This window comes from Terribacillus sp. 7520-G, assembly GCF_002271665.1.
In the GTDB taxonomy this organism is placed as follows: Bacteria; Bacillota; Bacilli; order Bacillales; family Amphibacillaceae; genus Terribacillus.
In genome coordinates this window covers 25,376-50,731 of record NZ_NQFP01000021.1, presented here as the reverse complement: position 1 = coordinate 50,731, position 25,356 = coordinate 25,376, and the positions used below count along the sequence as shown (strand labels likewise).

The following is a 25,356-nucleotide window of genomic DNA, read 5'->3' as shown; positions in this document are numbered from 1 at the left end:
GTGTTTATCAAATCAAAAAAAGAGATGGATACATTCTGTTCTTGCTTGGCCATGCTGGATGGGACGAAGCAGGTCTATGTGGATGAAGATGATCGCTGGGGCTATGTGGCGACAGTCCATGATGGCTATCATAGGCGGATTGCGATGGCCTTGGTTGAAACATTCCTGCATCATCGAGAGACGGAATGGATCAGACAAATTGCGAAGGAAGTCTATTATTATAAGGATGAAGAAGCGATAAAGCGTATAGCTGAATTGACACATACGATGATCGTCGGGGATAGGTATGAGGAGAAAAAAGAGCCGAGTGTATCCCGCCAGCAAATCACACAGACTTTTCAGGAGATCGCTGCCAAGCATATCAGGGTGTTTTTTGATGCCGTCATCCAATTTCGCAGCAATGGATACAGAGAAGCGCTGATTGAAATAGTCGGTGATGCGATAGAAGAATACAAGCGGGAAGAAGAATATCAAATGTATGTAGAATCGCTGCGTGAATATATCGGGAAAAAACCGATTGATTCCCTTGTGGTACATGTCATCCAAGGCCGTGATTTTTCTTTTTATAAAAATGACGGCACACGATTTTCCGACGATGAAATTGCTGCCTTTGCGGAGGAGGAGCCGCTATTCCTTGCTGGAATCGGCAAACAGGAAAAAAATATAACACCGCTGATTGCCATGTCTCCAAAAAAGATCTATTTATATGGTGAGCACCCTTCTGAACCCAAAACACTCACTATCATCAATATTTTTCAGGAAAGAGCCGCATACCTTCCCTTGCATCAATTTCCCTTCTCCTTGTTTTAGCATGTCCTTGCATTTTCCTGAAATAGCGCTTATACTTAATTTATATCAAGAAGCGACAATAAAGGACATGATGGCAAAATCATTTGCGCTCATAGAGAGGGAAGCCTAGGCTGGAAGCTTCCTGCACAAGTTTTGCTGTTACCGCCTTTTACAGCTCTGCCGGGGGACGAAAGGAAACCGGCGGCGTCTGATCTGCGTTACAGATCCTTGAGCCGGTGAACGTCACCGGGAATTAGGGTGGAACCACGAGACGAATGCTCGTCCCTTTGCATAGTATATATATGCAAAGGGACGGGCTTTTTTATATTTAGGAGGAAAGAACAATGGCAGAAGTATTAGAATTCATTTTCCCGGATGGAGCGAAAAAGGAATTTCCCGCTGGAACAACTGGCGAAGATATCGCCGGCTCCATCTCATCAGGCTTGAAAAAGCAGGCGATCGCAGTCAATGTCGACGGTGCTGCATTTGATTTGCGCACTCCGCTTCCAAACGGCGGTGCAATCGAAATCATCACACTCAAGCAGGAGCAAGGTGTGGAAATCATGCGCCACTCTGCTGCTCATTTGCTTGCACAAGCAGTGAAACGCCTGTATGGCAATGTTCAATTCGGGGTAGGACCGGTAATCGAGAATGGCTTCTATTATGATATGGACCTGGAGGTTTCCCTTACACCGGAAGACCTTCCGAAAATCGAAAAAGAAATGCAGCGGATCGTTGATGCGAACCTTCCGATTGTCCGCAAGGTTGTCAGCCGTGAAGAAGCAAAAGCAATGTTCCGTGAAATCGGTGATGAATTGAAACTGGAATTGATCGACGCCATTCCGGAAGATCAAGATGTAACCATCTATGAGCAAGGCGAATTCTTTGACCTGTGCCGCGGTATCCATGTTCCATCCACTGGCAAAATCAAAGTGTTCAAGCTGCTTAGCATTTCCGGTGCTTACTGGAGGGGCGACAGCAACAACAAAATGCTGCAGCGTATTTACGGTACTGCTTTCGAGAAGAAAAACGAGCTGGAGCATCACTTGAAAATGCTTGAGGAAGCGAAGGAACGCGATCATCGCAAACTAGGAAAAGAATTGGAATTGTTCACTGTCAATCAGAAAGTCGGACAAGGCTTGCCGCTATGGCTGCCAAAAGGTGCGACAATCCGCCGTACAATCGAGCGCTATATCGTCGATTTGGAAGAAAAGCTTGGCTATGACCACGTGTATACACCAGTGCTCGGCAGTGTGGATCTTTATAAAACAAGCGGACACTGGGATCATTACAAAGATGATATGTTCCCGCCGATGGAAATGGACAATGAGGACCTTGTGCTTCGTCCGATGAACTGCCCGCACCATATGATGGTGTACAAAAATGAATTGCACAGCTACCGCAGCCTGCCGATCCGTATAGCGGAGCTTGGCACGATGCACCGTCACGAAATGTCCGGGGCCCTTGCCGGCTTGCAGCGTGTACGCGCCATGACATTGAATGATGCGCATATTTTCGCGCGCCCGGATCAATTGAAAGATGAGTTCATCCGTGTCGTTCAACTTGTACAGGCTGTGTACAAAGACTTCGGTATCGAAGATTATTCCTTCCGTCTTTCTTACCGCGATCCGGAAGACAAAGAGAAATATGTCGATAATGATGCAATGTGGGATAAAGCACAAGCGATGCTCAAAGAAACAATGGAAGACCTTGAGCTTGATTATGTGGAAGCAGAAGGCGAAGCAGCATTCTACGGTCCGAAGCTTGATGTGCAGGTGAAGACAGCCCTTGGTAAAGATGAGACATTGTCCACTGTTCAGCTGGACTTCCACTTGCCGGAGCGTTTCGATCTGACTTACATCGGTGAAGATGGCAAAGAACACCGTCCAGTCGTGATCCACCGCGGTGTCGTATCGACAATGGAACGTTTCGTTGCCTTCTTGATCGAAGAATACAAAGGTGCCTTCCCAACATGGCTTGCACCAGTACAGGCGAAAATCATCCCGGTTTCACCAGAAGCACATTTGGCATACGCACGTCAAGTGGAAGATGCTCTTCGTATGGAAGGCATCCGTGTGCAAGTGGATGAGCGCGAAGAGAAGATCGGCTATAAGATCCGTGAAGCACAAGTACAGAAAATTCCATTCCAGATCGTCGTCGGCGACCAGGAAGCGAGTGACCAAGCGGTGAACATCCGCCGTTACGGAGAAAAACAATCCGAAACGAAAGATCTGAAAGCATTCGTTGCGGATATTAAAGAAGAAGTAGAGAAACGCGTATTGCGTAAATAACTGGAAAAATCCTTTCATCGCTGCTTGCAGTGGTGAAAGAATTCTTTTGTTTGGAAGGCTTTATGCGTGCTGAGGAAGTGCAATGCCTATTAGGATGAGAAGCTCACTTTATTTTGCGCTGCTTCATCAGGCCTTCGACGATAGGATAAAAAACAGCAAGCACCATAATTATCATCAGCCAGGCATGACCATCATTTATCCGGCCAAGAGCTATCAGGGTGAATTCCACTTCAATGAAACAAAAAATCAGTATCATAATATTCTTTATCTTATTGACCATTTTCCGGCTATTTAAATAAAAAGAAGCCGCATTTTTTTCATTCAGTCTTGCCGGGTAATTGTGTACATGAGCATTTTTGCCCAATAGATGCAGGAGTGTAAACATAGGTATACTGATTGCTGGGAGAAGAAGCAGACTTTCTTTTGCCGCCCAGTCATCGACGTGTCCGGTCAGACCCATGTGGAGAGGCACCTGTTCAGGCAGCTGCCGCCAGATTATGATCAAGAAGATGACAGTAGCTAGATAACTTCCGATTCCGATAGTATCCCATACTTTTTCGCCGCGTGTTTTCGGTATGCTGAGCTGTTTCTGCATCTGAATATCACCCCTTTGTTCACTTACGGAATAGCTGGGGAATAGGTTCCGGCTATATTATTTTAAATCGACGGTTGTCAGTATCCAAAGAATGTGTTACATTAGTTGAGCAGGATTACTGGGCTTCAATATGATTGACAGCATACATCAGCTATGATAAGATTGTAAAAGTGAAATAAATATGTGATCTGAGACAAGCAGAAGTACCCACTTCTCACCTGATTGACGCCGTTTGGCAGTTGGCAGGTTTGATAAACAGTGTTTTAGGACTAGTGTGGGTGCCGTATGTGTACCGGCATTTTTTTTATGCTTTTTTACAACCATGTTTAACTGATAAGCGGCGGATATCTTGTCCCCGATCATAAGTTTCCCAAAATATCCTGGAGGTGGATGATTATTAGCAAAGAAATGAACGTCAATGAGAAAATTCGCGCACGTGAGGTTCGACTCATTGATTCCAACGGTGACCAGCTTGGCGTTAAATCCCGTCAGGAAGCATTAGAAATCGCTCAGACGAGAAATCTTGATTTGGTGCTTGTGGCTGCGAATGCAAAACCACCAGTTTGCCGGATTATGGACTATGGTAAATACCGCTTCGAGCAACAGAAGAAAGAAAAAGAAGCGCGTAAGAACCAGAAAGTAATCAACGTGAAAGAAGTACGCTTGAGCCCCGGTATCGAGGATCATGACTTCAACACAAAACTTCGCAACGCGCGTAAGTTTCTTGAAAAAGGCGATAAAGTAAAGGCTTCTGTTCGTTTCCGCGGACGTGCCATTACGCATAAAGAATTAGGCCAACAGGTTCTCGAGAAGCTGGCTGAGGAATGCAAGGACATTGCAACGGTCGAAATGAAAGCGAAAATGGAAGGCCGCAGCATGTTCATGATGCTTGCCCCGACAGCAGAGAAGCAGTAAGCCGAAGGATATAAGGAGGAAATACGATGCCAAAAATGAAAACCCACAGCGGGTCTGCTAAACGTTTCAAAAAAACAGGTTCTGGAAAAGTAAGCCGTAACCACGGTTACACTAGCCACTTGGCTGCCAATAAATCCACTAAACAGAAACGCAAGCTTCGCAAAGATGCACTTGTTTCTGCTGGTGATCTTAAACGTATCAAACAAATGCTGCCTAAATAATAAAATCCAAGAATTTTTTGTCCTATAGGAGGGAATACAATGCCACGTGTAAAAGGTGGAACAGTAACGCGTCAGCGTCGCAAACGCGTTCTTAAGCTAGCTAAAGGTTATTACGGTGCGAAACATGCACTATTCAAAACTGCAAAACAACAAGTAATCAAATCCGGTCAGTATGCATACCGTGACCGCAGACAGAAAAAACGTGACTTCCGTAAACTATGGATTGCACGTATCAATGCTGCTGCACGTATGAACGATCTTTCTTACAGCCGTTTGATGCACGGTCTTAAACTTGCTGGTATCGAAGTAAACCGCAAAATGCTTTCCGAGCTTGCAATCTCTGACGAAAAAGCATTCGCGCAACTAGCTTCCAAAGCAAAAGAAGCATTGAAATAAGTCGAAAAAGCCGCTATCGATGGATAGCGGCTTTTTCTATAGTGAGGGATTCGAATGTGGCTGTTGATTAGTCTGTATCTGCTGGTTGTCAATATCCTGCTCTTCAGCTGGATGGGAATCGATAAACAAAGAGCAAGAACGCATGCGTGGCGTATCAGTGAACGCAGGCTCTGGATCACCGCTGTGATCGGGGGTGCACTCGGAGGCTGGGCGGGGATGCAAGCCTTCCGACATAAAACGAAGCATGCCGCGTTCGTTATCGGGTTTCCATGCCTTGTCGCCATGCATGTCCTGCTTATTCTCTATTTCTTGTAAGATAAATCCCGTGTGCTTGTCATAAAGGCTCGTCTCATGTCATATATATTAGGGACATCTTAGAGGGAGTGAGCAGCGATGGATCAGGTAGGTTCGGCAATGTTGACGGTCGTCGCAACAGGCGGATTGTTTGCACCACTCTTGTTCATCCTCCTGTATCTGCTTCGACCTGTTTTATTTCTGCCTGTCGTTTTTCTATGCATATCAGGGGGGATTCTATTCGGAGCAGTAGCAGGTACGATTCTGTCCATCATCGGCATTACAGCATCCAGTCTGCTATTCTATGCGATTGCCCAGCGTTTTCCGCAATCCGCCAATCGAATTCTCATGCTGAAACAGAAGCTGATCGGCAGGCATACGAGCTTTACGACGACACAAGTCGCACTGATGCGGCTGGTTCCGTTCATTCACTTCCACATCCTGAGTGTATGCTTGATGGAGACAAATCGCAACTGGAGGTCATATGGGAAAGCTTCATTCTTATCGAGCATCCCGCTTGCTGCGGCTTATTCTTTTGCAGGCACTTGGCTTCGCTACTTGCCGCCGGCAGCAATCGGGGGAGTCATGATCATCCTCCTGATCTGTATCTATCTGATGCGCAAGAAGGAATTCACGATCAAATGGGAAGAGTTTTTCAGGGAAAGTGCATAAAACACTGGTGCGCTATACAAGCTCCAGTGTTTTTTTAGATTTCTGTCAGGACGAGCTCCTTTATCGGCTGCTTCCATTCAATGGATGCATAAGGAAAATGGCTCAGGATGCATTCTTCCATTTTATAGAGATCATTCCGGGAAAAGCCGGATAGCTGATCGGGCTGCACTGCGTTCATCACCACCTTGGTCACCTCGATGCTGTCTTCCCTTGGGTGTAAATATTTCTTCCCGATCATCCGATAGCCGCAGTAGCTGAGGGTGAAATGATGATCATACTGATCACGGAACTCCACTTCGCCGGCATCCAGGCAGGAGGGGGCGTGGGTTGAGTTACTCCTTGCTTTCAGGAATGTGTAGGACAAAAGAATTGCTGCACCTGCCAGCAACAGGAGAAAAATAATCTTCATAGCGAGCAGGCCTCCTTTACTTTTTGTATAGATACGATTACGCTAAAGAAGAAGTTTCATCCGTTTTACTATACCCTCACTACATAGGAATAACGCAAGAAGGAGTCTTGACCATGGATTATGAATATCTTTTCAGTAAACAGCGTGAGCTGGATGCCTACATCGAAGACAAGCTGGAAATGGCAAACCGCAGCGATCTTTTCAGAAAGAAGATACTGGCATTGCAAGTGGAAATCGGGGAGCTGGCCAATGAGACCCGCTGTTTCAAATTCTGGAGCAGGAAAGGCCCAAGCGAACAGAACGTCATTTTGGAGGAATATGTGGATGGTCTGCATTTCATCTTATCGCTCGGACTTGATAAAGGTCTTACGTATGCGCCGGCTCCGCTGCCTGATGACCAACTTGATCAGACTGATGCCTTCCTTGAGCTGTATCGTACAATCGGTGCTTTTTATGCTGAACCGGTACAAACAACTTACGAAGCGCTTTTCCAAAGCTTCCTTGTCCTTGGTCGGATGCTTGGCTTCAGTGAAGTTTCGATAGTGGAGGCTTATAAGCAGAAAAATGAAGTGAATCATACAAGACAGGATCAAGGCTATTAATCGGGGAGGTCTGCATGATGAATGATAAATTGAAGATGTTGAAAAGTTTGACTGATGCACCAGGAGTTCCGGGAGATGAGGCAGGTATCCGCAAGGTGATGCGCGATTATATCACCCCATTTGCCGATGAGGTAACGACCGATAAGCTTGGCAGTCTGATTGCCGTCCAAAAAGGTGCCAGGGCAGACGGTCCGAAAGTCATGGTGGCCGGTCATCTCGATGAGATCGGATTCATGGTGACGCGTATCGATGCCAATGGCTTTTTGTACTTCCAGACGCTCGGTGGCTGGTGGAGTCAGGTCATGCTGGCGCAGCGTGTAACTGTCCATACGAAACAAGGGGAACTGGTTGGCATCATCGGCTCCAAGCCGCCGCATCTGCTTTCGCTCGAGAAACGGAAAAAGCCTGCTTCCGTAGAGGAGATGTTCATAGACATCGGAGCCGGCAGCAAGGAAGAAGCAGAGGCATTCGGTGTTCGTCCCGGAGATTCGGTTGTGCCATATTTCGAATTCACGAAGATGAAAAACGAGAAATTGCTTCTGGCAAAGGCTTGGGATAACCGCATTGGCTGTGCCGTGGCGATCGATGTCCTGAAGAATTTGCACGGCACTGACAAGGAAGCGACGGTTTATGGAGTCGGCACCGTCCAGGAGGAAGTCAGACGGCGCGGTGCGACTACTTCTGCCAATAAGATTGGTCCAGATATTGCGTTTGCTGTTGATACAGGGATTGCTGGCGATACTCCGGGTATCAGTGACAGGGAAGCGACAGGCAAGCTGGGCGCCGGCCCGCAGATCGTATTGTACGATGCTGCGCATATTGCACATGCAGGCCTGCGTGACTTGGTCATCCAGACAGCAGAAGAACTGGAAATCCCTTATCAATACGACACGATAAAAGGCGGGGCGACAGATGCAGGCAGCATCCATCTGACTGGTAACGGTGTTCCAAGCATAACGATCGGGATCCCGACGCGATACATTCATACACATGCGGCCATGCTCCATGAAGACGATTACGATAACACAGTGAAACTGCTCACTGCGGTCATCCGCAAATTGGATAAAGATACCGTCGAAAAAATCACTTATAATTAAGAAAAACCAGCTTCCAAATGGAAGCTGGTTTTTTATGCCAGGTAATTGCCCATGATTTTGCTGACATATTTCGTTGTTTCGCTGAGTGGGGGAATGCCGTTATATTTATCGACATTTCCCGGTCCGGCATTATAAGCTGCCAACGCGAGGCTGGTATTGCCGTTATAGCGGTCCAGCATTTGTTTCAGGTATTTTGTGCCCGCCATGACATTCTGCTCCGGATCGAAGCTGTTTGTGACGCCGAGTCCAGCTGCCGTAACCGGCATCAGCTGCATCAAGCCCTGGGCGCCTGCAGCACTCTCTGCCAATGGATTGAAGTTCGATTCCGCTTGAATGACGGAACGGATGAGTTTTTCGTCTACTCCGTATCTGTCGGCTGCTTCCGAAATGATGGCATCGATCTTCTTATTGCCGGAACTTTCGAAGGTGCTGCCTGAACTGCTCTTCGAAACGGATTGCACAGCAGGCGTGCTTTGTGTCATTGTGTCCATTGTTACATATGGGTTCAGCCGAACCTGAGAACTTGCATTCATCATCATCGACTGTACAGCGGGTGTGCTTTCCGCCTGCATCGTGGTGCCCGCGGTTACATATGGGTTCAGCCGGACCGGTGAACCCGCCTTCATCGACTGTACGGCAGGCGTACTTTCCGCCTGCATCGTGGTACCCGCAGTTGCATATGGATTCAGCCGGACCGATGAACCCGCCTTCATCGTCTGCATGAGCGAGTCGCTGAAGGCCTGGCTGGAACCCTGGGACGATGAAAAGGCTGTTCGCTGCTGAGTGGTAGCAAGCGTTGTCGGATTAAGTGTGGAAAGCAGATAAGATGTATCCAAAAAACATATCTCCTGTCACATATTGTTAATCCAATTGTAGCTCAAACGTACCTGGGAGACAAGACCTATTTCACTCGCTCTTATGCCTGGGATTGGACACCCTTGGCTAGTGCATCGACCATTTCCTGCTTTTCCTGGTCGCTGGCATTTTTCCAAATAAGCTCGAATAATACACCCAGGCCAGGCAGCAGGACTTCTCTCCCGTCAATGGAATCCACAATTGTAGCCTCCAGCTGTTCTTCGCTATTATCCTTGATATTGGCATAGATGGCACTACGAATATTTATATCCATGCATGAGCACCTCCTCCACTTTTTTATAGTTTGACCGCTGCTTGTAAAACTATGTATGATAGAGGATATGTCAAGATAGAGGAAGTGAACGTGCGTTGATCACATCGACCCAAAATGCCCAGGTAAAACAATGGCAAAAATTGAAACGGAAAAAGGAACGGACAAAAACGAATACCTTCATGATAGAAGGCTTCCATCTTGCGGAGGAAGCAATCAAGTCCGGCTGGACGATCGGCCAGCTCATTTTGCGGGAGGAGACGGAGCTGCCGGAATGGGCCAAGCATCTGGAACCGATCCGTGTATCGGACCATGTCTTCAAATCGATCACGGAGACAGAGACACCGCAAGGAATCGCGGCTGTCGTACAAATGCAGGATAAGAAACCAAAACGGCATGATCGTATTTTGCTGCTTGATGCAGTGCAGGACCCTGGTAATTTAGGTACGATCATCCGCACTGCGGATGCAGCAGGCTATGACGCTGTCTATGTTGGGGAAGGTTCCGCTGATCGGTATAATGACAAGGTGATCCGTGCGACGCAAGGATCGATCTTCCATTTGCCGGTATTGACTGCCGATTTGGCTTTATTATTACCGGAGCTGCAGGAGAATGGCTATACGGTGTGGGCCGCTGCTTTGGAAGGGGCTGTCGATTACCGCGATTTGAAGGCACCGGAAAAAACAGCATTGCTTGTCGGGAACGAAGGAGCCGGCATCGACAAACGGCTGATCGCCCAAAGCGATATGGCTGTGAAAATCCCGATTTTCGGGAAGGCTGAATCCCTGAATGTGAGTATTGCGACTGGTATCCTGCTGTATCATACAGTGAAAAGATAAAACCAGGTTGCAAGTTGTCCCGGGATTTCCTATAATGAAACAAGATTCATATTGAGATGCGTGGAAAGAGCCAGTAATCCCTGCGGATCGCGAGCAACAGGAAGGCGTGCCTTGACTGAGAGCATGCTGGCAGCGGCAGCGGATGAACCTTCACTCTGGAGCAGGCACCGGGACCTTGTCATTGGGCAAGTAAAGGTGTATCCGGATTGCTAGATCCGTTATCAAGCTTCAAGTTGGGTATACATGTATACCAACAAGGGTGGTACCGCGAATGAAAGCTCGTCCCTTTTCAGAGGGAGGGGCTTTTTTTATGCTCAAAAATCATAGGAGGCAAAAGCATGAGAGAAAAGCTCGAAGCATTACAAGCAGAAGCCATCGAAAAAGTACAGCAAGCAGACAATCTGCAGAGTTTGCAGGATGTGCGTGTCGCATATTTAGGAAAGAAAGGTCCGATCACCGAGGTACTTCGCGGGATGGGGAAACTTTCTCCGGAAGAACGCCCTGTCATCGGGGAACTGGCAAATAAAGTCCGTGAGGCAATTGCAACGGCATTGGATAATAAGAAGAATCTTTTGGAAGAAGCAGCACTGAATGAGCAGCTGCAGAAAGAGGCGATCGATGTCACGCTGCCAGGACGACCAGTCAAAACAGGCGGCCCTCATCTATTGACCAGCATCATCGAAGAAGTGGAAGATCTTTTCCTTGGCATGGGATTCGAAATCAAAGAAGGACCGGAAGTGGAAACGGATTACTTCAACTTCGAAGCTTTGAACTTGCCGCAGGATCACCCGGCACGTGATATGCAGGATAGTTTCTATATTACCGATCATTTGCTATTGCGTACACAGACTTCGCCTGTGCAGGCTCGTACGATGCGCGAATACGATGGCAATAAAGCCATCAAAATGATTTGCCCGGGTATCGTGTACCGCCGTGATACAGACGATGCGACACATTCCCATCAGTTCACGCAGATCGAAGGCCTGCTGGTCGACAAGAATGTCCGCATGAGTGACTTGAAAGGCGTCCTGCTGGAATTCTCCCGCAAACTATTCGGAGCTGATAGGGAAATCCGCCTGCGTCCAAGCTTTTTCCCGTTCACGGAGCCCTCTGTCGAGGTGGACGTGACATGTAAGGTTTGTGACGGAAAAGGATGTAATGTATGCAAGCATACTGGATGGATCGAAATCCTTGGGGCCGGCATGGTGCATTCCAACGTCCTTCGTATGAGCGGCTATGATCCGGAAGAATACTCCGGCTTTGCATTCGGCATGGGGGTAGAACGTATCGCGATGCTCAAGTACGGTGTCGATGATATCCGTCACTTCTATACGAATGATGTACGATTCCTATCGCAATACCATAAGGCATAACGGGAGGCAAAAACATGTATGTATCTTTGAATTGGTTAAAACAATATGTAGATATAGATAATATTTCACCGGAGGAGCTGGCAGAAAAAATCACACGCTCCGGTATCGAAGTGGAAAGCATCGAGCGCGTGGCACCGGAAAGCACGAAGGTTGTCGTCGGGTATGTGGAGAGCTGTGAACAGCATCCGAATGCAGATAAATTGAATCTTTGCCAAATCAATGTCGGCGCAGAGACCTATCAGATCATTTGCGGCGCGCCGAATATCGCCCAAGGACAAAAAATCGCAGCTGCCCTGCCGGGAGCACGTCTTCCGGGCGGTGTGAAAATCAAGAAAGCGAAGCTGCGCGGCGTGGAATCGAACGGTATGGTCTGCTCACTGCAGGAGCTTGGCATCGACGAAAAATTCGTACCGAAGGAATTCGCAGAAGGCATCTTCGTATTCCCGGAAGACACGGAAGTCGGCACACCAGTGGCAGAATTGCTGAATTTGGATGATGTCATACTGGAGCTTGGCTTGACACCGAACCGTGCCGATGCGATGAGTATGCTTGGCGTTGCCTATGAAGTCGCAGCAATCCTTGACAAGGAAGTCAAATTGCCGGAGGAAACATATCCGACAAGCGGCAGCAAGGCGGCTGATCTTGTCCAGGTGAAAGTGGAAAACGGGGAACTGAATCCATATTACGGGGCATTCGTCATCGAAGACGTGACGATTGCGCCATCGCCGCTTTGGATGCGTAATTATTTGATGGCAGCAGGTATTCGTCCGATTAACAACGTTGTTGACATTACGAACTACGTGCTGCTAGTTTACGGACAGCCGCTGCACGCATTTGATTATGACAAAGTGGCCACGAAGGAAATCGTTGTGCGTCCTGCTAAGCAGGGCGAAAAAATCCAGACTTTGGATGACCAAGAGCGCACTCTAAAAGGTGATGAAATTGTCATTACAAACGGTAAAGAGCCGGTTGCTCTTGCAGGTGTGATGGGCGGAGCCAACTCTGAAGTTTCCGATGATACGAAAACAGTATTGCTGGAAGCTGCATACTTCGATGCACGTGCCATCCGGCGTGCGAGCAAGCATCATAATTTGCGCAGTGAAGCGAGCACACGCTATGAAAAAGGGATCGACCCGAATCGTGTGGAGCGAGCAGGAGCCTATGCAGCTCGTCTTCTTGCTGAGTATGCTGGCGGCAAGGTTGCACAAGGTATCGTGGCATTTGATGAGCTTGATCGTGAAGAAAAGAAAGTCAAGATCGATACAGCGAGTGTGAACGCCCGTTTAGGCACAACGATTTCTGATGAGGAAATTGCTTCCATCCTGACAAGATTGCAGTTCGGTTTTGAACAAGATAACAGCCAGTTCACTGTCTCCATTCCGACAAGACGCGGTGATATCAGCTTGTTTGAGGATATGCTGGAAGAAATCGCCCGCATTTATGGCTATGACAATATTCCATATACTTTGCCTGAAGGAGAAGCCTTCGCTGGTAAGCTGACGACAAAGCAATACTTGAAACGTCAGCTGAAGCAATATCTGCAAGGCGCTGGTTTGATGGAAACAATCACCTACTCGCTGACAAGCAAAGCTCGTACAGAAATGCTTGTCAGCCCGGATGTGAAGGAGCAAGAAGTGCATCCGGTCGCATTGAAGATGCCGATGAGCGAGGAACACAGCCATTTGCGGATCAGCCTGCTTCCAGAGCTTGTGGATACACTTTCCTATAATGTGGCGCGTAAGCAAGAGAACTTAGGCTATTTCGAATTTGGCCGCGTATTCCTTTCCAAAGAGGAACGGATAACGGAACAGCCGATGGAAACGGCACGACTTGCCGGTGCACTGACTGGAACCTGGGTGGAGCAGCCATGGCAGCAGGAGAAGAAGCCAGTGGATTTCTATGTGGCAAAAGGCATCGTGGAAGGCATCTTCGCACAGCTTGATCTGGAACCTGTCTTCCAGCAGGCACAGCTTGATGGATACCATCCGGGTCGTACGGCAGTTGTTTCCCATAACGGACGTGCAGTAGGTGTCGTCGGCCAGCTGCATCCGACCGTTCAAAAAGCATTCGATCTCAAGGAAACATATGTGTTCGATTTGGATATCGCTTATTTGATGGATCAATACGAAGAAGCACCAAGCTTCCGTACCATCCCGCGTCATCCGTCCGTTACACGGGATATCGCGCTTGTTGTGAATGAAGCAGCACATGCTGGTGACATCCAACGCACAATCCGGGAAGCAGGCGGAGAACTTGTTCAGCAGGTGCAAATCTTTGATGTATATCAAGGGGAGCACATGGAAGCTGGCAAGAAATCAATCGCGTACACAGTGCTTTACCAGGATCCGACTCGTACATTGACAGATGAAGAAGTGGAAGCATCTTATAACAGCATCATTCAAGCAGTGAAAGAAAAGCATGGTGCAGAATTGAGAAGTTAAAAGAAAAGGATGGCAGGGTCTTTGAGACTCCGTCATCCTTTTTTAGTACATGCAAAATCATAAGTGCCTCACCGAATTTCGATACGGTGAAATCGTGTCTGGCTCCTTTTATCAAATAAAAATGCCCTCCATCCGAGGCGGCGGTTTTGACTACTCCTCCGCTGGACAAATCGTGAATCACAATGACGCTGCATTGGACTTTTGAGGGGGCATTTGTCTTGTCTTAAGCGACCAAGCATGCAATAAGATCGATTCTATATGAGCGGTATTCATCGGTGCACTCCTTGCTTTATTCACTGAATTTTGGGATTATTTTCCGTGGATGACTATAACCGGAACATAATAAAATGGAGGGGAAAGTATGGAAATCATCAAAGCCGAAATAGCGCATGCGGGAGAGATTGCACGTATTTGCGCCACGGGCTGGAGACAGACCGTGGAAGGGAAGCTTAGTGAAGAGGCACAGAAGCAAACTGTCGATGAATGGTATAACCTTATGTTGCCGTGGCAGCAGGAGAAGTGATCGGGGTTATCGGCGGCGGGATGACAGCGCCGGATACTGGTGAAGTGTTTGTGCTGTATGTAGATGAGGATCATCGCTATCGGGGTACGGGCACATTGCTGCTGGAGGCTTTAACCCATGAACAAAAGGAACGGGGTGCTGTCAGGCAATGGGTTTCCGTGAAGGAAGGGAATCGACGGGGCATCCCATTCTATGAAGCAAGAGGTTTCCGCTGTAGGGATCGAAGGACAAAGGTAATGGACACAGGAGAGACGCAAGTGTCGCTCCGCCATTATCGGGAATTGGAATGACAGACGTTAAAAGGCATGATTCCTGTCTATACTGGTAGGAAGAGAGGGGATGGGCTGGCAGGACAGCAAACAGGATGAAGCGAGCTCTGTCAAATGGATTGGGCCGCCTTGACAGAGCATCATCTAATCCCGAAAATATTGACGGCATATTCCAGGACACCGCTTGATCCCATGCCTTGAGCAAATCCATGTAAGGAGCCCGGAGACCTGCTGGTGCGGGACAGCCGCAAGCAGAGCAGGGATGTCAGACGTACTTCTCCGCTTTGGCGCTATTGGCAAAATGCATCTTCGTGAATGCAGGCAATGCTTGCCGGCCCTTTGTCCGGATGAGGCGTCCGGCTGCTTGATCGACAGCTGCACTGGCCCCTTTGGGAATCGTAAACCCTGCTTGCTTGGACAGTTTATCCATTTCTTTTATGAAGCTTGCCCTTGAAATGATCGATGCAGCAGCAACTGCAAGCGAATGGCTTTCTGCCTTTGTCATGAAGTAGGCATCCTGCTGCAGTCTTTCTCCTTCCGTTGCAAGATGCTTGATATAGGTTGCAGGCAGCTGAAATTGATCAATCAGTATCCCATCCGGCTTGGTTGGTGCAATTTTTGCCAGCAGCTTCTGGATGGCATGGTGATGCAGCATCGTTTTCATCTTCCCTTGGGACCAGCCCCGCTGCTGGAGCTGGTTGTATTTTTCATTGCGCAGCACAAGCAGGGAATAGGGAAGCCCGACATGCATCAAATCCTTGGCGATGCGCTGAATGCTGTCATCCTTGAGCAGTTTGGAGTCTTTGACACCAAGCTCCTTCAAAAGGGCGAACTGGCTATGATCGACATATACACTCGCCACTGTAATCGGTCCAAAGAAGTCGCCTGTCCCGGCTTCATCCGATCCGATATGGGAAGCGGTGAAAAGACCTGGGGCAGGAGCATACTTGTGTTCGTTGACGCTTGGTTTCGCCGCGGGGGACTTCTTCGGGGCCGAAGGTGCGCTTCCCCATTTATCCGCCTCTGCTTCCGGTGCTTTGCCCTGGAAAAGCACTTTTCCTGATTTGTAGGCAGTGATGGCGCAGCTTGGCGTCTTTGCTGAAAAGACCGCTCCCGGAGGCGCAGCTTTTTCAGCGTGGCTGTATGTTTCTTTCATTTGCTGGATGGTGTCCAGCGGCAATTGCAATACGATTTGTCCCACGTTCATCTCTCCAATCTGACAATTAGTATAGCATGCCGTTCGACTATACAGAATAGTTTCCTAAATCGACACCTTCATGTTACTATTAAGACTAGTATTATAAGAGAAGTGAGGGGGGAGAACGTGTCCCAATCTGATAAAACACGTGTAACGGTGGAGATACATAACCGCTCCTATACAATCGTCGGACAGGAGCCGGCACATCGCATGCGGATGGTGGCGAGCCTTGTCGATCAGAAGATGTCGGAGATCCATGATGCGAATCCGAATCTTGATACTGCCAAACTGGCCGTCTTGACGGCTGTCAATACAACGAATGATTATTTGAAACTGAAAGAGGATTATGCACAATTGCTAGGCTCTATCACAAGGAAAGAGGCAAGAAAGGATAATGATTGATTTACTTATCATCGCCATGCTCCTGTTCGGCGTGCTCGTCGGCCTAAAGCGCGGCTTCATCATGCAGCTATTTCATTTGGCAAGCTTTATCGTGTCATTCATTGTCGCAGCTATTTATTATGATCAGCTTGCACCGAAGCTGGAATTATGGATTCCGTATCCGGATGTATCCTCCGATAGCGCTTGGTCTGACATATTCGGAGCTGTGCCGCTGGATCAGGTTTTCTATAATGCAATCGCGTTCGCGATTTTGTTCTTCGCGACAAAGATCATTTTACACATCATCGGATCCATGCTCGATTTCATAGCGGACCTGCCGATATTACGCTCCGTGAATAAGCTTCTTGGCGGGGTGCTCGGATTCATCGAGATCTATCTGCTCGTATTCGTTATTCTTTATCTATCGGTATTGCTGCCGATCACGCCAATGCAGGAAGCGCTGGACAAGTCGATACTTGCGGCTTGGATCGTGGAGCATACACCATATATATCTGGTGAGATCAAGGATCTATGGCTGAATCATGTTGCAAATAAATTACCCACTGAATTGATGGGATGAAATGCTTAACCCTTGCGGCATCTTGCGCAAGGGTTTTCTACCTTGTTTTGGGAGGATGAGAATAATGGCAGTCAATAAAAAAGACGTCGTGAAATTGCTTGAGACAATCGCAATTTATCTTGAGCTAAAAGGGGAAAATACATTCAAGGTATCGGCATACCGGAAAGCTGCAGCAGCTCTGGAAGCCAATGACCAATCAATCGATGAGATCGAGGATTTCACATCCTTGAATGGAATAGGCAAGGGCACTGCCGCGGTAATCGAGGAATACATGCAAAATGAAGAATCCGATACATTGCGTCAGCTGCAGGAAGAGGTTCCGGAAGGATTGGTACCGCTGCTTGATCTGCCCGGTCTTGGCGGGAAGAAGCTGGCCAAGCTGTACCAGGAGCTCGGCGTGGTGGATGCATCTTCCTTGAAAGAGGCAGTCGAATCAGGTAAAGTCGCATCGTTAAGCGGATTCGGAAAGAAATCGGCGGAAAAGATCCTTGATGGCCTGGCCAATGTCGGATCCAGGCCAGAGCGGATCCCGATTGCGATGATGCTGCCGCTTGCCGAGAGAATCGAGACTTTCCTGGAGTCATTGGATGGAATCGAACAATACGCCCGGGCAGGGAGCCTGCGGCGGATGCAGGAAACGGTGAAGGATCTTGATTTCATCATTGCAACCAATGATCCGCAGAGTGTTCAGGAACAGCTGCTCACGATCGATAACTTGAAGGAAGTCATTGCCAAGGGAGACACAAAAGTGTCCGTCACATTGGAAGAAGGATATGACATCAATGTAGATTTCCGAATGATCGAACCAGCAGCCTTCGCAACGACGCTGCACCATTTCACCGGTTCTGCGGACCACAACGTCGCCTTGCGCCAGCTGGCGAAAAAGCGCGGGGAGCGCATCAGTGAATATGGTGTGGAGAATGTGGAAACGGGGGAGATGACAACGTTCGAATCCGAAAAGGACTTTTTCGGACACTTCGGTTTGTCCTTCATCCCTCCCGAAATCAGGGAAGCCCAAGGCGAACTCGATAGCTTCAAACAAGAAATGCCGCTCGTCCAGCTATCGGATATCCAAGGGGATTTGCATATGCACTCGACCTGGAGCGATGGCGCGCAATCAATCGAGCAGATGGCGAAACAGGCGATGGAGCTAGGCTATTCCTATATCGCTATCACGGATCACTCCAAGTATTTGAAAGTGGCCAATGGCTTGGACGAAAAGCGGCTGCGGAAACAGCGGGAAGAAATCGAACGCGTGAACGCACTATATCCTGATTTTCATATATTCGCAGGTGTCGAGATGGATATCCTGCCAGATGCTCGTTTGGATTTCGACGATGATTTCCTGAAAGAGATGGATTATGTCATCGGAGCGATCCATTCCAGTTTCTCGCAGTCCAAAGATCAAATCAAGGCGCGTCTGACAGCAGCGCTGGAGCACCCGAATGTCAATGTCATCGCCCATCCGACCGGCCGTCTGATCGGCAGGAGGGCCGGCTATGCAGCCGATCCGGAATGGCTCATTGAAAAAGCGGCGGAAACAGGTACAGTCATCGAGCTGAATGCCAACCCAAACCGGCTGGATCTATCGTGGACTTATTTGAAGAAGGCACAGGAGCTCGGTGTGAAGATTGCTGTCAATACCGATGCCCATAGCTACGCAACGCTTTCCTTCATGGAAGTCGGTGTGGCGATGGCGCGCAAGGGCTGGCTGAAACCGGAGACCGTCATCAACACATGGTCCAAGAGTCAGTTGATGGAGCTTTTTCAGCGCAAATAACAGCTAAAAAAGTGGGGGGAAAACATGAATAAACGAATATTCCGTGTACTGGAATTCGATAAAATCATACAAAAGCTGAGTGAACAGGCAGCATCGTCACTCGGTAAAAAAAGAGCCATGCAAATACAGCCGGCAACAGAGCTGGATGAGGTGCAGCGGCTGCAGGCGGAAACGGATGAAGCGGCTTCCATCATCCGGCTGCGAGGCGGCATACCGCTTGGCGGCATCCATGATATCCAGGCAAGTGTCAAGCGCGCCGTCATCGGCGGGATCTTGAATGCGAATGAATGTCTCGATATTGCAAGTACGATTTATGGCGGGAAGAATCTCAAGCATTTCATCGAAGAGCTGGAAGAACCGGAGCTGCCGATCATCAGGGGTCTCGTGGAACAGCTGGTATCCCTGAGTGATCTGGAGCGTCATATCAAGAATGCCATCGACGATCACGGCCGGGTCATGGACGGGGCGTCAGAACGCCTCCGCGGCATACGGTCCCGGATCCGTACGAATGAAAGCCGGGTCCGGGAGAAATTGGAATCGTATACCCGTTCCAAAAGTAAGATGCTGTCGGATTCCATCATCACAATCCGCAACGATCGTTACGTGCTGCCGGTCAAACAGGAATACCGCGGAGCGATCGGCGGGATTGTCCATGATCAATCTTCCTCTGGCCAGACATTGTTCATGGAGCCGCAGGCCGTCGTTGATTTGAATAACCAGCTGCAGGAAGCAAGAGCACAGGAAAAAGCGGAAATCGAAAGAATCCTGAAGGAAATCAGTATACGTGTTGCAGAGGATGAAGCGATCTTGCTGGCCAATATCGAGATTCTCGGGCAAATCGACTTTATTTCGGCCCGGGCGAAGCTGGGGGCAGCGATGCGCTGTTCGATGCCAAAAATGAATGACAAGGGCATCATTCATTTGAAACAGGCACGGCACCCGCTGATCGATCCGGGGCAAGTGGTGGCAAATGATATCGATCTTGGGGAGGATTATTCCACCATCGTCATCACTGGTCCGAATACCGGCGGTAAAACCGTTACAATCAAGACGATTGGCCTTTGTACACTGATGGCGCAGTCTGGTCTTCAAGTGCCTGCGCTTGACGGCGGGGAAATGGCAGTATTCACGAATGTGTTCGCTGACATTGGCGATGAGCAGTCCATCGAGCAGAGCTTGAGTACCTTCAGCTCGCATATGGTCAACATAGTCGATATCCTCCAGCAAGTCGATCATCAATCGCTTGTGCTGTTCGATGAGCTTGGTGCCGGAACGGATCCTCAGGAAGGGGCGGCGCTCGCCATGAGCATCCTCGACGAAACGATCAAACGCGGAGCGACTGTCGTGGCCACGACTCATTATCCGGAGCTGAAAGCGTACGGCTATAACCGCGACCGTGTGGTCAATGCCAGTGTGGAATTCGATGTGGAAACGCTCCAGCCGACATATCGTTTGCTGATTGGTGTCCCTGGACGCAGTAACGCTTTTGAGATTTCCCGGCGCCTCGGCTTGAAGGAATCGATCATCGATAGCGCCAAGGAATTGATCGGCACCGATTCAAAGAGTGTCGAGAATATGATAGCTTCCTTGGAAACGTCCCGCAGACAGGCAGAGCATGATCATGAAGCAGCACGGTCCCAGCTTGAAGAAGCTGAGGCTTTGAAGCGTGATTTGGAGAAACAATGGCAGGAATTCGATGCCAAGCGGGAGCGCTTGTACCAGAAAGCCGAAGAAAAAGCTGCCAAGGCAATCGAGCGGGCCAGGGAAGAAGCCGAAGAGATTGTTGCTTCCCTCCGTACGATGAAAAACCAAGCGAGCGTAAAAGAGCATGAAATCATCGAAGCCCGTAAACGGCTGGAAGATGCGTCACCGGAGCTTGCGAAAAAAGGTTCGAAGGCAGCGCCGAAAACGAAGGAATCCAAACAGCTCATGCCCGGGGATGAAGTTCTCCTGCTGACGCTGGGACAAAAGGGAACCGTCGTCGAGAAAGTCAGCGACAAAGAATATTTGCTCCAAATCGGAATAATGAAAATAAAAGCGAAACGAAAAGACATCGAATTCGTAAAGAGACAGGACGCATTAAAAGAAAAGCCAGTCGCAACCGTCAAAGGCTCCGCCTATCATGTGAGCACAGAACTGGATTTACGCGGGGAACGCTACGAGGATGCTTTGCGCCGCGTCGAGAAATATGTGGATGATGCGCTTTTGGCTGGATATCCGCAAGTATCGATCATCCACGGCAAGGGAACGGGTGCATTGCGCACAGGCGTACAGGAATTCGCCAAGCGCCACCGTGCTGTGAAAAACTATCGTTCCGGCGGCATGAGCGAAGGCGGGACCGGTGTGACTGTGCTTGAATTTCAGTAATCATCGGGGGAATTCGGGTTATGGAGTCATTTTGGGAAAATACGATCGTCCTGACAGCTGCGCGCTATAGCGTTGCTGTGCTTAGCATCATCGTTTTCATGGCTATTTTCGAGCTGGTGACTTCCTATAAGAATTGGGAAGAAATCCGCCGGGGCAATCTGTCTGTTGCCATGGCAACAGGAGGTAAGATGTTCGGTGTTGCGAATGTGCTGCGCTTTTCCTATGAGCATAATGATGGGATCCTGGAGAGCATCATGTGGAGCTCGATCGGTTTCGTACTGCTGCTGATCGGTTACTTTATTTTCGAGTTCCTGACACCGACATACAAAATCGACCGCGAAATAGCCAATGATAACCGGGCTGTCGGATTTATTTCGCTTGTTATTTCAGTAGGATTATCTTATGTTATAGGAGCAAGTATTTAGTGCGATGTTTAGGAATGGACGCTTCTAAGCAAACTAGTAGCGTTCCGGACTGCAGCAGTGCTATACTCGATGAAAGCTTTTATTTAGGAGGAATGTAACATGGCAATTGTAAATGCTACAGATGCAAGCTTCAATACAGAAACAAGCCAAGGACTTGTCCTTGCTGACTTTTGGGCAACTTGGTGCGGCCCATGTAAAATGATTGCACCAGTATTGGAAGAAATCGACGGTGAAATGAGCGATAAAGTCAAAATCGTAAAACTTGACGTCGATGAAAACCAAGCAACTGCCGGTAAATTCGGTGTGATGAGCATCCCGACACTGCTTCTTTTCAAAGATGGCGAAGTCGTGGATCAAGTGATCGGCTACCAGCCGAAAGAAGCACTTGTGGAGCTTGTCAACAAACACGCGTAAGTAAGAACTTGAGATCCCTTGTTACAATCCTGTAGCAAGGGTTCCTTTATGTAAAGCACTAGTAGAAGGGGAAAGCGAATGAACAAGACGATCACTGATAAACTCGCTGTTCTGCCGCCGCAGCCTGGCTGTTACTTGATGAAGGATAAAAATGGGACGGTCATTTATGTAGGGAAGTCCAAGCTCCTGCGCAACCGGGTCAGGTCCTATTTCACCGGGGCACACGACCGCAAGACCCAGAGGCTCGTTGCAGAGATCGTGGATTTCGAATATATTGTCACCTCCTCCGAAATCGAAGCACTCATCCTTGAAATGAATCTGATCAAGAAATATGATCCGAAATATAACATCCTGTTGAAGGATGATAAAACATATCCTTATTTGAAGATCACAGCAGAAGAACAGCCGCGCTTGCTGGTGACGCGAAAAGTGAAAAAAGATAAAGGCAAATACTTTGGTCCGTATCCGAACGTCATCGCAGCCAGGGAGACCAAGAAGCTGCTGGATAGACTGTACCCGCTGCGTAAATGCAATACGATGCCGGATAGAGTCTGTCTGTACTACCACATGCACCAATGCCTGGGACCGTGTGTCTATCCTGTCTCACAGGAAACAAACCGCAACATCGTGCAGAATATCACGACCTTCCTGAACGGCGGCCACCATCAGATCAAAAAGGACCTGCAGCAGAAGATGCAGGAAGCTGCCGAAGAGCTCGATTTTGAACGGGCCAAGGAGCTGCGCGATCAAATCCAGCATATCGAATCCGTCATGGAGCAGCAAAAGATGACAACGACGGATCAGACAGACCGTGATGTATTCGGCTTTGCCTATGACAAGGGCTGGATGTGTGTGCAGGTATTCTTCATCCGCCAAGGGAAGCTCATCGAACGCGATGTGAGCATGTTCCCGTTCTTCGATGAACCAGAGGAAACCTTCCTTACATTCGTCGGACGTTTTTATCTGCATCAAAACCACTTGCTGCCAAAGCAAGTGCTTGTACCGATAGGGACGAATGCGGAAGGCTTGCAGCAGCTCCTGGAAACGGATGTAGCCATTCCATACCGCGGCCGGAAAAAAGAGCTTGTGGAGCTTGCCGGAAAGAATGCCAAAATCGCAATCAAAGAGAAATTCTCCCTTATAGAGCGCGATGAGGATCGGACGATCAAAGCGGTTGAATCGCTGGGCGAGAAACTGAACATTGCGACACCGCACCGCATCGAAGCTTTTGACAATTCCAACATCCAAGGCACCGATCCGGTTTCGGCGATGATCGTCTTCACCGATGGCCGTCCGGACAAGAAGGAATACCGTAAGTACAAGATAAGGGATGTAAAAGGGCCGGATGACTACGATACGATGCGTGAAGTCATCCGCAGACGCTATAAGCGGGTGCTGCAGGATGATTTGCCGCTTCCAGATTTGATTGTCATCGATGGAGGCAAAGGGCAGATGAGCGCTGCCATTGAAGTTCTGGAAGACGAACTGGGACTGGATATACCGGTTTGCGGCCTTGCCAAGGATGACAAGCACCGGACCAGTGAGTTGCTGTACGGCGACCCGCCGGAAGTCGTCGATTTTGATCGGAATGCCCAGGATTTTTATCTGGTACAGCGCATCCAGGATGAAGTCCACCGCTTCGCCATCAGCTTCCACCGCCAGCTGCGCGGAAAGAGCGCAATCAAATCGAAGCTGGATGATATCCCGGGTGTGGGCGAGAAGCGCAGAAGGTTGCTCATGCGTCATTTTAAATCCGTCACTGCCATTCAAGAAGCATCGGTCGATGAAATCACCAAGCTCGGTATACCTGCACCTACGGCAGAAGTCATCTTGAACCATTTGAACAATCCTCCCGAAACGGAAGGTGAATAGGACTGGACCTTGGAAACAGGGTCTAGTTTCTTTTTGTTAAAAGGATTGCAAATACCTGATCCATCAGCAATAAAAAAGGCATCTGCTTCTGCAGATGCCTTTTTTCAATCTTCTTTGGCAAAATAGACATTGAATTGGACATATTCCTTCTTCGGCACGTTCTCATCCACGCATTCACAAAAAAGTTCCTTGATCTGCTCGATGCTGGCAGCGAGGAATCCAGCTTCCATCCGGTATTCCTGACCGAGACCGACTTCCCATCTATGTATGACTGGAGCTCCAGAGAGTTCGAATGTCATTTCGTGACGCTTTTGCTTGACAAGGTTCAAATTTCCCCAGCCCATCTGAATGAAAAAGTCCTCGACTTGTTCCAGCGATGCCGGCTTTACTTGCCGCGCCAGCTTCTTGCCCATCACATAAAGGATGGAGGAAGCGTCCTCACCTAATAAGTCTGGTATACTGACAAAACGCAATATATCATGGCCGGCTCCGTGGGTGATGAGCTGCTCCATATAATCCTTGTCGAATTGTTGCATTTTCTTTTGCATGCATGTCTTCCTTTCCCGCCTTGTTGCAATTACAAAGTATCTTTACTCACTTTAACACGAAAACCAGGTAAACTGCCAATGCTTTTAGCTGAATGGGCAATGTTTAGGAAACTGACAGGATTCGCTGTGAGCCGCACGGATTATAAAAAATAAAAAAATAGATTAGTAAATTTTTTAAAGCGTTTTCTTGACGCCTAATTTTGATAGTTATACAATAATATTGTTAATAACGGATTCGGTTTTCGATCGATTTTATTTTTAATCGGTTATGAAAACGCAATCATTCTGTTAATTCAGAGAGCTACTGAGGGGGTACGTATGAACGAGAATCGAGAGTTTTTCTACCGCAGGCTTCATTCGTTGTTGGGAGTGCTTCCAATCGGAATCTTCCTTATCCAGCATTTGGTGATCAACCATTTCGCTGCATATGGAAGCGGCAGCTTCAACACTGCTGCCAGTTTCATGCATAACCTGCCATTCCGCTTCGTGCTTGAATGGGTGGTCATCTACATACCGATCCTGTATCATGCCATTCTCGGTGTGTACATCGTGCTGACAAGCAAGAACAATACAAGGAGATTCGGATATTTCCGGAACGTGATGTTCCTGCTGCAGCGGATCACGGGTATCGTGACATTGATTTTCATTGCATGGCATGTTTATCAAACCCGGGTCATGACGATTTTTACCCAGGAAACGATTGATTTTGATTTCATGGAGGCCATCCTGACGCAGCCATTCTTCTTCTGGTTCTACTTGATCGGCGTCATTTCCACGACGTTCCATTTCGCGAACGGCTTATGGAGCTTCCTGGTTACTTGGGGAATCACGGTTTCTCCGCGTTCCCAGCGAATCGCGACATATGCGACGCTGCTTGTGTTCCTTGGCGTAACGTATTTGGGGGTGCGCTCACTGCTGGCATTCAGCATGGGAGTATAA

Annotated in this window: 28 protein-coding genes, 1 pseudogene and 1 other annotated feature; of the genes and pseudogenes, 22 read left to right on the top strand and 7 right to left on the bottom strand. The window is 48.5% G+C overall.

Annotated features, from left to right (window positions below; all coding sequences use genetic code 11):
- Positions 1-810: a sporulation protein YtxC gene (gene ytxC / locus CHH53_RS08295; protein WP_233134953.1), complete on the top strand. Its 810-nt coding sequence runs from the start codon at positions 1-3 to the stop codon at positions 808-810.
- 323 nt (positions 811-1,133) lie between these two features.
- On the top strand, positions 1,134-3,080 hold the full coding sequence (thrS, locus tag CHH53_RS08290; RefSeq protein ID WP_095215657.1) for a threonine--tRNA ligase: 1,947 nt from the start codon (positions 1,134-1,136) through the stop codon (positions 3,078-3,080).
- A 103-nt stretch (positions 3,081-3,183) separates the two neighbouring features.
- Here the strand turns inward: thrS and CHH53_RS08285 are convergent, their stop codons facing one another.
- A complete protein-coding gene (locus tag CHH53_RS08285; RefSeq protein ID WP_095215656.1) occupies positions 3,184-3,675 on the bottom strand; it encodes a DUF1648 domain-containing protein in 492 nt (163 codons plus the stop codon).
- Positions 3,676-3,864: 189 nt separating this feature from the next.
- Positions 3,865-3,986 (top strand) — a sequence feature (ribosomal protein L20 leader region).
- Between the two features lie 97 nt (positions 3,987-4,083).
- Here CHH53_RS08285 and infC point away from each other — a divergent pair.
- The 5 genes from infC (at position 4,084) to CHH53_RS08260 (ending at position 6,173) form a co-directional block, all read left to right on the top strand.
- Complete coding sequence (gene infC / locus CHH53_RS08280; protein WP_143594482.1) at positions 4,084-4,590, top strand: translation initiation factor IF-3; 507 nt, start codon at positions 4,084-4,086, stop codon at positions 4,588-4,590.
- A gap of 26 nt (positions 4,591-4,616) precedes the next feature.
- Positions 4,617-4,811 carry a 50S ribosomal protein L35 gene (gene rpmI / locus CHH53_RS08275; protein WP_093728217.1) on the top strand — a complete coding sequence of 65 codons (195 nt, stop codon included), beginning with the start codon at positions 4,617-4,619 and terminating at the stop codon, positions 4,809-4,811.
- Positions 4,812-4,850: 39 nt separating this feature from the next.
- A complete protein-coding gene (rplT, locus tag CHH53_RS08270; RefSeq protein ID WP_095215654.1) occupies positions 4,851-5,207 on the top strand; it encodes a 50S ribosomal protein L20 in 357 nt (118 codons plus the stop codon).
- A 54-nt stretch (positions 5,208-5,261) separates the two neighbouring features.
- Positions 5,262-5,522, top strand: a complete 261-nt coding sequence (locus CHH53_RS08265; protein ID WP_095215653.1) for a DUF1294 domain-containing protein — start codon at positions 5,262-5,264, stop codon at positions 5,520-5,522.
- A 78-nt stretch (positions 5,523-5,600) separates the two neighbouring features.
- Complete coding sequence (locus CHH53_RS08260) at positions 5,601-6,173, top strand: TVP38/TMEM64 family protein (protein WP_095215652.1); 573 nt, start codon at positions 5,601-5,603, stop codon at positions 6,171-6,173.
- Positions 6,174-6,207: 34 nt separating this feature from the next.
- On the opposite strand, the gene CHH53_RS08255 is transcribed toward CHH53_RS08260, so the two are convergent.
- Entirely contained in the window at positions 6,208-6,582 is a 375-nt protein-coding gene (locus tag CHH53_RS08255) for a hypothetical protein (protein WP_095215651.1), read from the bottom strand.
- A 113-nt stretch (positions 6,583-6,695) separates the two neighbouring features.
- Between CHH53_RS08255 and CHH53_RS08250 the strand changes: the two genes are divergently transcribed.
- Positions 6,696-7,184, top strand: coding sequence for a dUTP diphosphatase (locus tag CHH53_RS08250; protein WP_095215650.1), 489 nt, complete (start codon positions 6,696-6,698; stop codon positions 7,182-7,184).
- Between the two features lie 17 nt (positions 7,185-7,201).
- On the top strand, positions 7,202-8,281 hold the full coding sequence (locus CHH53_RS08245) for a M42 family metallopeptidase (protein ID WP_095215649.1): 1,080 nt from the start codon (positions 7,202-7,204) through the stop codon (positions 8,279-8,281).
- A 32-nt stretch (positions 8,282-8,313) separates the two neighbouring features.
- On the opposite strand, the gene CHH53_RS08240 is transcribed toward CHH53_RS08245, so the two are convergent.
- Positions 8,314-9,117: a lytic transglycosylase domain-containing protein gene (locus CHH53_RS08240; protein ID WP_369819869.1), complete on the bottom strand. Its 804-nt coding sequence runs from the start codon at positions 9,115-9,117 to the stop codon at positions 8,314-8,316.
- A gap of 80 nt (positions 9,118-9,197) precedes the next feature.
- Complete coding sequence (gene sspI / locus CHH53_RS08235) at positions 9,198-9,410, bottom strand: small acid-soluble spore protein SspI (RefSeq protein ID WP_095215648.1); 213 nt, start codon at positions 9,408-9,410, stop codon at positions 9,198-9,200.
- 95 nt (positions 9,411-9,505) lie between these two features.
- Between sspI and CHH53_RS08230 the strand changes: the two genes are divergently transcribed.
- The 3 genes from CHH53_RS08230 (at position 9,506) to pheT (ending at position 14,060) form a co-directional block, all read left to right on the top strand.
- The gene (locus CHH53_RS08230) at positions 9,506-10,246 is read left to right on the top strand and encodes a TrmH family RNA methyltransferase (protein WP_095215647.1); all 741 of its coding nucleotides are present in this window, start codon (positions 9,506-9,508) and stop codon (positions 10,244-10,246) included.
- Between the two features lie 338 nt (positions 10,247-10,584).
- Entirely contained in the window at positions 10,585-11,619 is a 1,035-nt protein-coding gene (gene pheS / locus CHH53_RS08225; protein WP_095215646.1) for a phenylalanine--tRNA ligase subunit alpha, read from the top strand.
- A 14-nt stretch (positions 11,620-11,633) separates the two neighbouring features.
- Positions 11,634-14,060: a phenylalanine--tRNA ligase subunit beta gene (gene pheT, locus CHH53_RS08220; protein WP_095215645.1), complete on the top strand. Its 2,427-nt coding sequence runs from the start codon at positions 11,634-11,636 to the stop codon at positions 14,058-14,060.
- Here the strand turns inward: pheT and CHH53_RS17955 are convergent.
- Positions 14,014-14,262: pseudogene (locus CHH53_RS17955) on the bottom strand (YunG family protein); the annotation flags it as partial. The gene pheT and the pseudogene CHH53_RS17955 overlap by 47 nt on opposite strands.
- A 159-nt stretch (positions 14,263-14,421) precedes the next feature.
- Here CHH53_RS17955 and CHH53_RS17640 point away from each other — a divergent pair.
- Both CHH53_RS17640 and CHH53_RS08215 read left to right on the top strand, forming a co-directional pair.
- Positions 14,422-14,583 (top strand): hypothetical protein, encoded by a 162-nt coding sequence (locus CHH53_RS17640; RefSeq protein ID WP_233134946.1) that lies wholly within the window; start codon positions 14,422-14,424, stop codon positions 14,581-14,583.
- The gene (locus CHH53_RS08215) at positions 14,580-14,873 is read left to right on the top strand and encodes a GNAT family N-acetyltransferase (protein ID WP_233134944.1); all 294 of its coding nucleotides are present in this window, start codon (positions 14,580-14,582) and stop codon (positions 14,871-14,873) included. Before CHH53_RS17640 ends, CHH53_RS08215 begins: the two co-directional genes overlap by 4 nt.
- A gap of 244 nt (positions 14,874-15,117) precedes the next feature.
- Here CHH53_RS08215 and rnhC read toward each other — a convergent pair whose 3' ends face one another.
- Positions 15,118-16,053, bottom strand: coding sequence for a ribonuclease HIII (gene rnhC / locus CHH53_RS08210; protein ID WP_095215644.1), 936 nt, complete (start codon positions 16,051-16,053; stop codon positions 15,118-15,120).
- Between the two features lie 123 nt (positions 16,054-16,176).
- On the opposite strand from rnhC, the gene zapA reads away from it, so the two are divergent.
- The 7 genes from zapA (at position 16,177) to uvrC (ending at position 23,869) form a co-directional block, all read left to right on the top strand.
- The gene (zapA, locus tag CHH53_RS08205; protein ID WP_095215643.1) at positions 16,177-16,452 is read left to right on the top strand and encodes a cell division protein ZapA; all 276 of its coding nucleotides are present in this window, start codon (positions 16,177-16,179) and stop codon (positions 16,450-16,452) included.
- Complete coding sequence (locus tag CHH53_RS08200) at positions 16,445-17,011, top strand: CvpA family protein (RefSeq protein ID WP_095215642.1); 567 nt, start codon at positions 16,445-16,447, stop codon at positions 17,009-17,011. The genes zapA and CHH53_RS08200 overlap by 8 nt, the downstream gene beginning before the upstream one ends.
- A gap of 64 nt (positions 17,012-17,075) precedes the next feature.
- Positions 17,076-18,791 carry a DNA polymerase/3'-5' exonuclease PolX gene (gene polX, locus CHH53_RS08195; protein WP_095215641.1) on the top strand — a complete coding sequence of 572 codons (1,716 nt, stop codon included), beginning with the start codon at positions 17,076-17,078 and terminating at the stop codon, positions 18,789-18,791.
- Positions 18,792-18,815: 24 nt separating this feature from the next.
- The gene (locus CHH53_RS08190) at positions 18,816-21,158 is read left to right on the top strand and encodes an endonuclease MutS2 (RefSeq protein WP_095215640.1); all 2,343 of its coding nucleotides are present in this window, start codon (positions 18,816-18,818) and stop codon (positions 21,156-21,158) included.
- A gap of 20 nt (positions 21,159-21,178) precedes the next feature.
- Positions 21,179-21,583 carry a DUF350 domain-containing protein gene (locus tag CHH53_RS08185; protein WP_095215639.1) on the top strand — a complete coding sequence of 135 codons (405 nt, stop codon included), beginning with the start codon at positions 21,179-21,181 and terminating at the stop codon, positions 21,581-21,583.
- A 99-nt stretch (positions 21,584-21,682) separates the two neighbouring features.
- A complete protein-coding gene (gene trxA, locus CHH53_RS08180; RefSeq protein ID WP_095215638.1) occupies positions 21,683-21,997 on the top strand; it encodes a thioredoxin in 315 nt (104 codons plus the stop codon).
- Positions 21,998-22,075: 78 nt separating this feature from the next.
- Positions 22,076-23,869 (top strand): excinuclease ABC subunit UvrC, encoded by a 1,794-nt coding sequence (gene uvrC, locus CHH53_RS08175; protein ID WP_095215637.1) that lies wholly within the window; start codon positions 22,076-22,078, stop codon positions 23,867-23,869.
- Between the two features lie 104 nt (positions 23,870-23,973).
- Here uvrC and CHH53_RS08170 read toward each other — a convergent pair whose 3' ends face one another.
- On the bottom strand, positions 23,974-24,417 hold the full coding sequence (locus CHH53_RS08170; RefSeq protein WP_095215636.1) for a DUF2507 domain-containing protein: 444 nt from the start codon (positions 24,415-24,417) through the stop codon (positions 23,974-23,976).
- A gap of 318 nt (positions 24,418-24,735) precedes the next feature.
- On the opposite strand from CHH53_RS08170, the gene CHH53_RS08165 reads away from it, so the two are divergent.
- Positions 24,736-25,356 (top strand): succinate dehydrogenase cytochrome b558 subunit, encoded by a 621-nt coding sequence (locus CHH53_RS08165; protein ID WP_095215635.1) that lies wholly within the window; start codon positions 24,736-24,738, stop codon positions 25,354-25,356.

What these genes read in the sequence shown, in the direction of transcription:
- CHH53_RS08250 (WP_095215650.1), top strand. Translation starts at nt 6,696, where the DNA reads ATGGATTATGAATATCTTTTCAGTAAACAGCGTGAGCTGGATGCCTAC.
- thrS (WP_095215657.1), top strand. Translation starts at nt 1,134, where the DNA reads ATGGCAGAAGTATTAGAATTCATTTTCCCGGATGGAGCGAAAAAGGAA.
- CHH53_RS08285 (WP_095215656.1), bottom strand. Translation starts at nt 3,675, where the DNA reads ATGCAGAAACAGCTCAGCATACCGAAAACACGCGGCGAAAAAGTATGG.
- trxA (WP_095215638.1), top strand. Translation starts at nt 21,683, where the DNA reads ATGGCAATTGTAAATGCTACAGATGCAAGCTTCAATACAGAAACAAGC.
- CHH53_RS08200 (WP_095215642.1), top strand. Translation starts at nt 16,445, where the DNA reads ATGATTGATTTACTTATCATCGCCATGCTCCTGTTCGGCGTGCTCGTC.
- pheT (WP_095215645.1), top strand. Translation starts at nt 11,634, where the DNA reads ATGTATGTATCTTTGAATTGGTTAAAACAATATGTAGATATAGATAAT.
- CHH53_RS08260 (WP_095215652.1), top strand. Translation starts at nt 5,601, where the DNA reads ATGGATCAGGTAGGTTCGGCAATGTTGACGGTCGTCGCAACAGGCGGA.
- pheS (WP_095215646.1), top strand. Translation starts at nt 10,585, where the DNA reads ATGAGAGAAAAGCTCGAAGCATTACAAGCAGAAGCCATCGAAAAAGTA.
- infC (WP_143594482.1), top strand. Translation starts at nt 4,084, where the DNA reads ATGAACGTCAATGAGAAAATTCGCGCACGTGAGGTTCGACTCATTGAT.
- CHH53_RS08185 (WP_095215639.1), top strand. Translation starts at nt 21,179, where the DNA reads ATGGAGTCATTTTGGGAAAATACGATCGTCCTGACAGCTGCGCGCTAT.
- CHH53_RS08245 (WP_095215649.1), top strand. Translation starts at nt 7,202, where the DNA reads ATGAATGATAAATTGAAGATGTTGAAAAGTTTGACTGATGCACCAGGA.
- CHH53_RS08265 (WP_095215653.1), top strand. Translation starts at nt 5,262, where the DNA reads ATGTGGCTGTTGATTAGTCTGTATCTGCTGGTTGTCAATATCCTGCTC.
- CHH53_RS08170 (WP_095215636.1), bottom strand. Translation starts at nt 24,417, where the DNA reads ATGCAAAAGAAAATGCAACAATTCGACAAGGATTATATGGAGCAGCTC.
- CHH53_RS17640 (WP_233134946.1), top strand. Translation starts at nt 14,422, where the DNA reads ATGGAAATCATCAAAGCCGAAATAGCGCATGCGGGAGAGATTGCACGT.
- uvrC (WP_095215637.1), top strand. Translation starts at nt 22,076, where the DNA reads ATGAACAAGACGATCACTGATAAACTCGCTGTTCTGCCGCCGCAGCCT.
- polX (WP_095215641.1), top strand. Translation starts at nt 17,076, where the DNA reads ATGGCAGTCAATAAAAAAGACGTCGTGAAATTGCTTGAGACAATCGCA.
- CHH53_RS08165 (WP_095215635.1), top strand. Translation starts at nt 24,736, where the DNA reads ATGAACGAGAATCGAGAGTTTTTCTACCGCAGGCTTCATTCGTTGTTG.
- rplT (WP_095215654.1), top strand. Translation starts at nt 4,851, where the DNA reads ATGCCACGTGTAAAAGGTGGAACAGTAACGCGTCAGCGTCGCAAACGC.
- CHH53_RS08255 (WP_095215651.1), bottom strand. Translation starts at nt 6,582, where the DNA reads ATGAAGATTATTTTTCTCCTGTTGCTGGCAGGTGCAGCAATTCTTTTG.
- sspI (WP_095215648.1), bottom strand. Translation starts at nt 9,410, where the DNA reads ATGGATATAAATATTCGTAGTGCCATCTATGCCAATATCAAGGATAAT.
- rpmI (WP_093728217.1), top strand. Translation starts at nt 4,617, where the DNA reads ATGCCAAAAATGAAAACCCACAGCGGGTCTGCTAAACGTTTCAAAAAA.
- CHH53_RS08190 (WP_095215640.1), top strand. Translation starts at nt 18,816, where the DNA reads ATGAATAAACGAATATTCCGTGTACTGGAATTCGATAAAATCATACAA.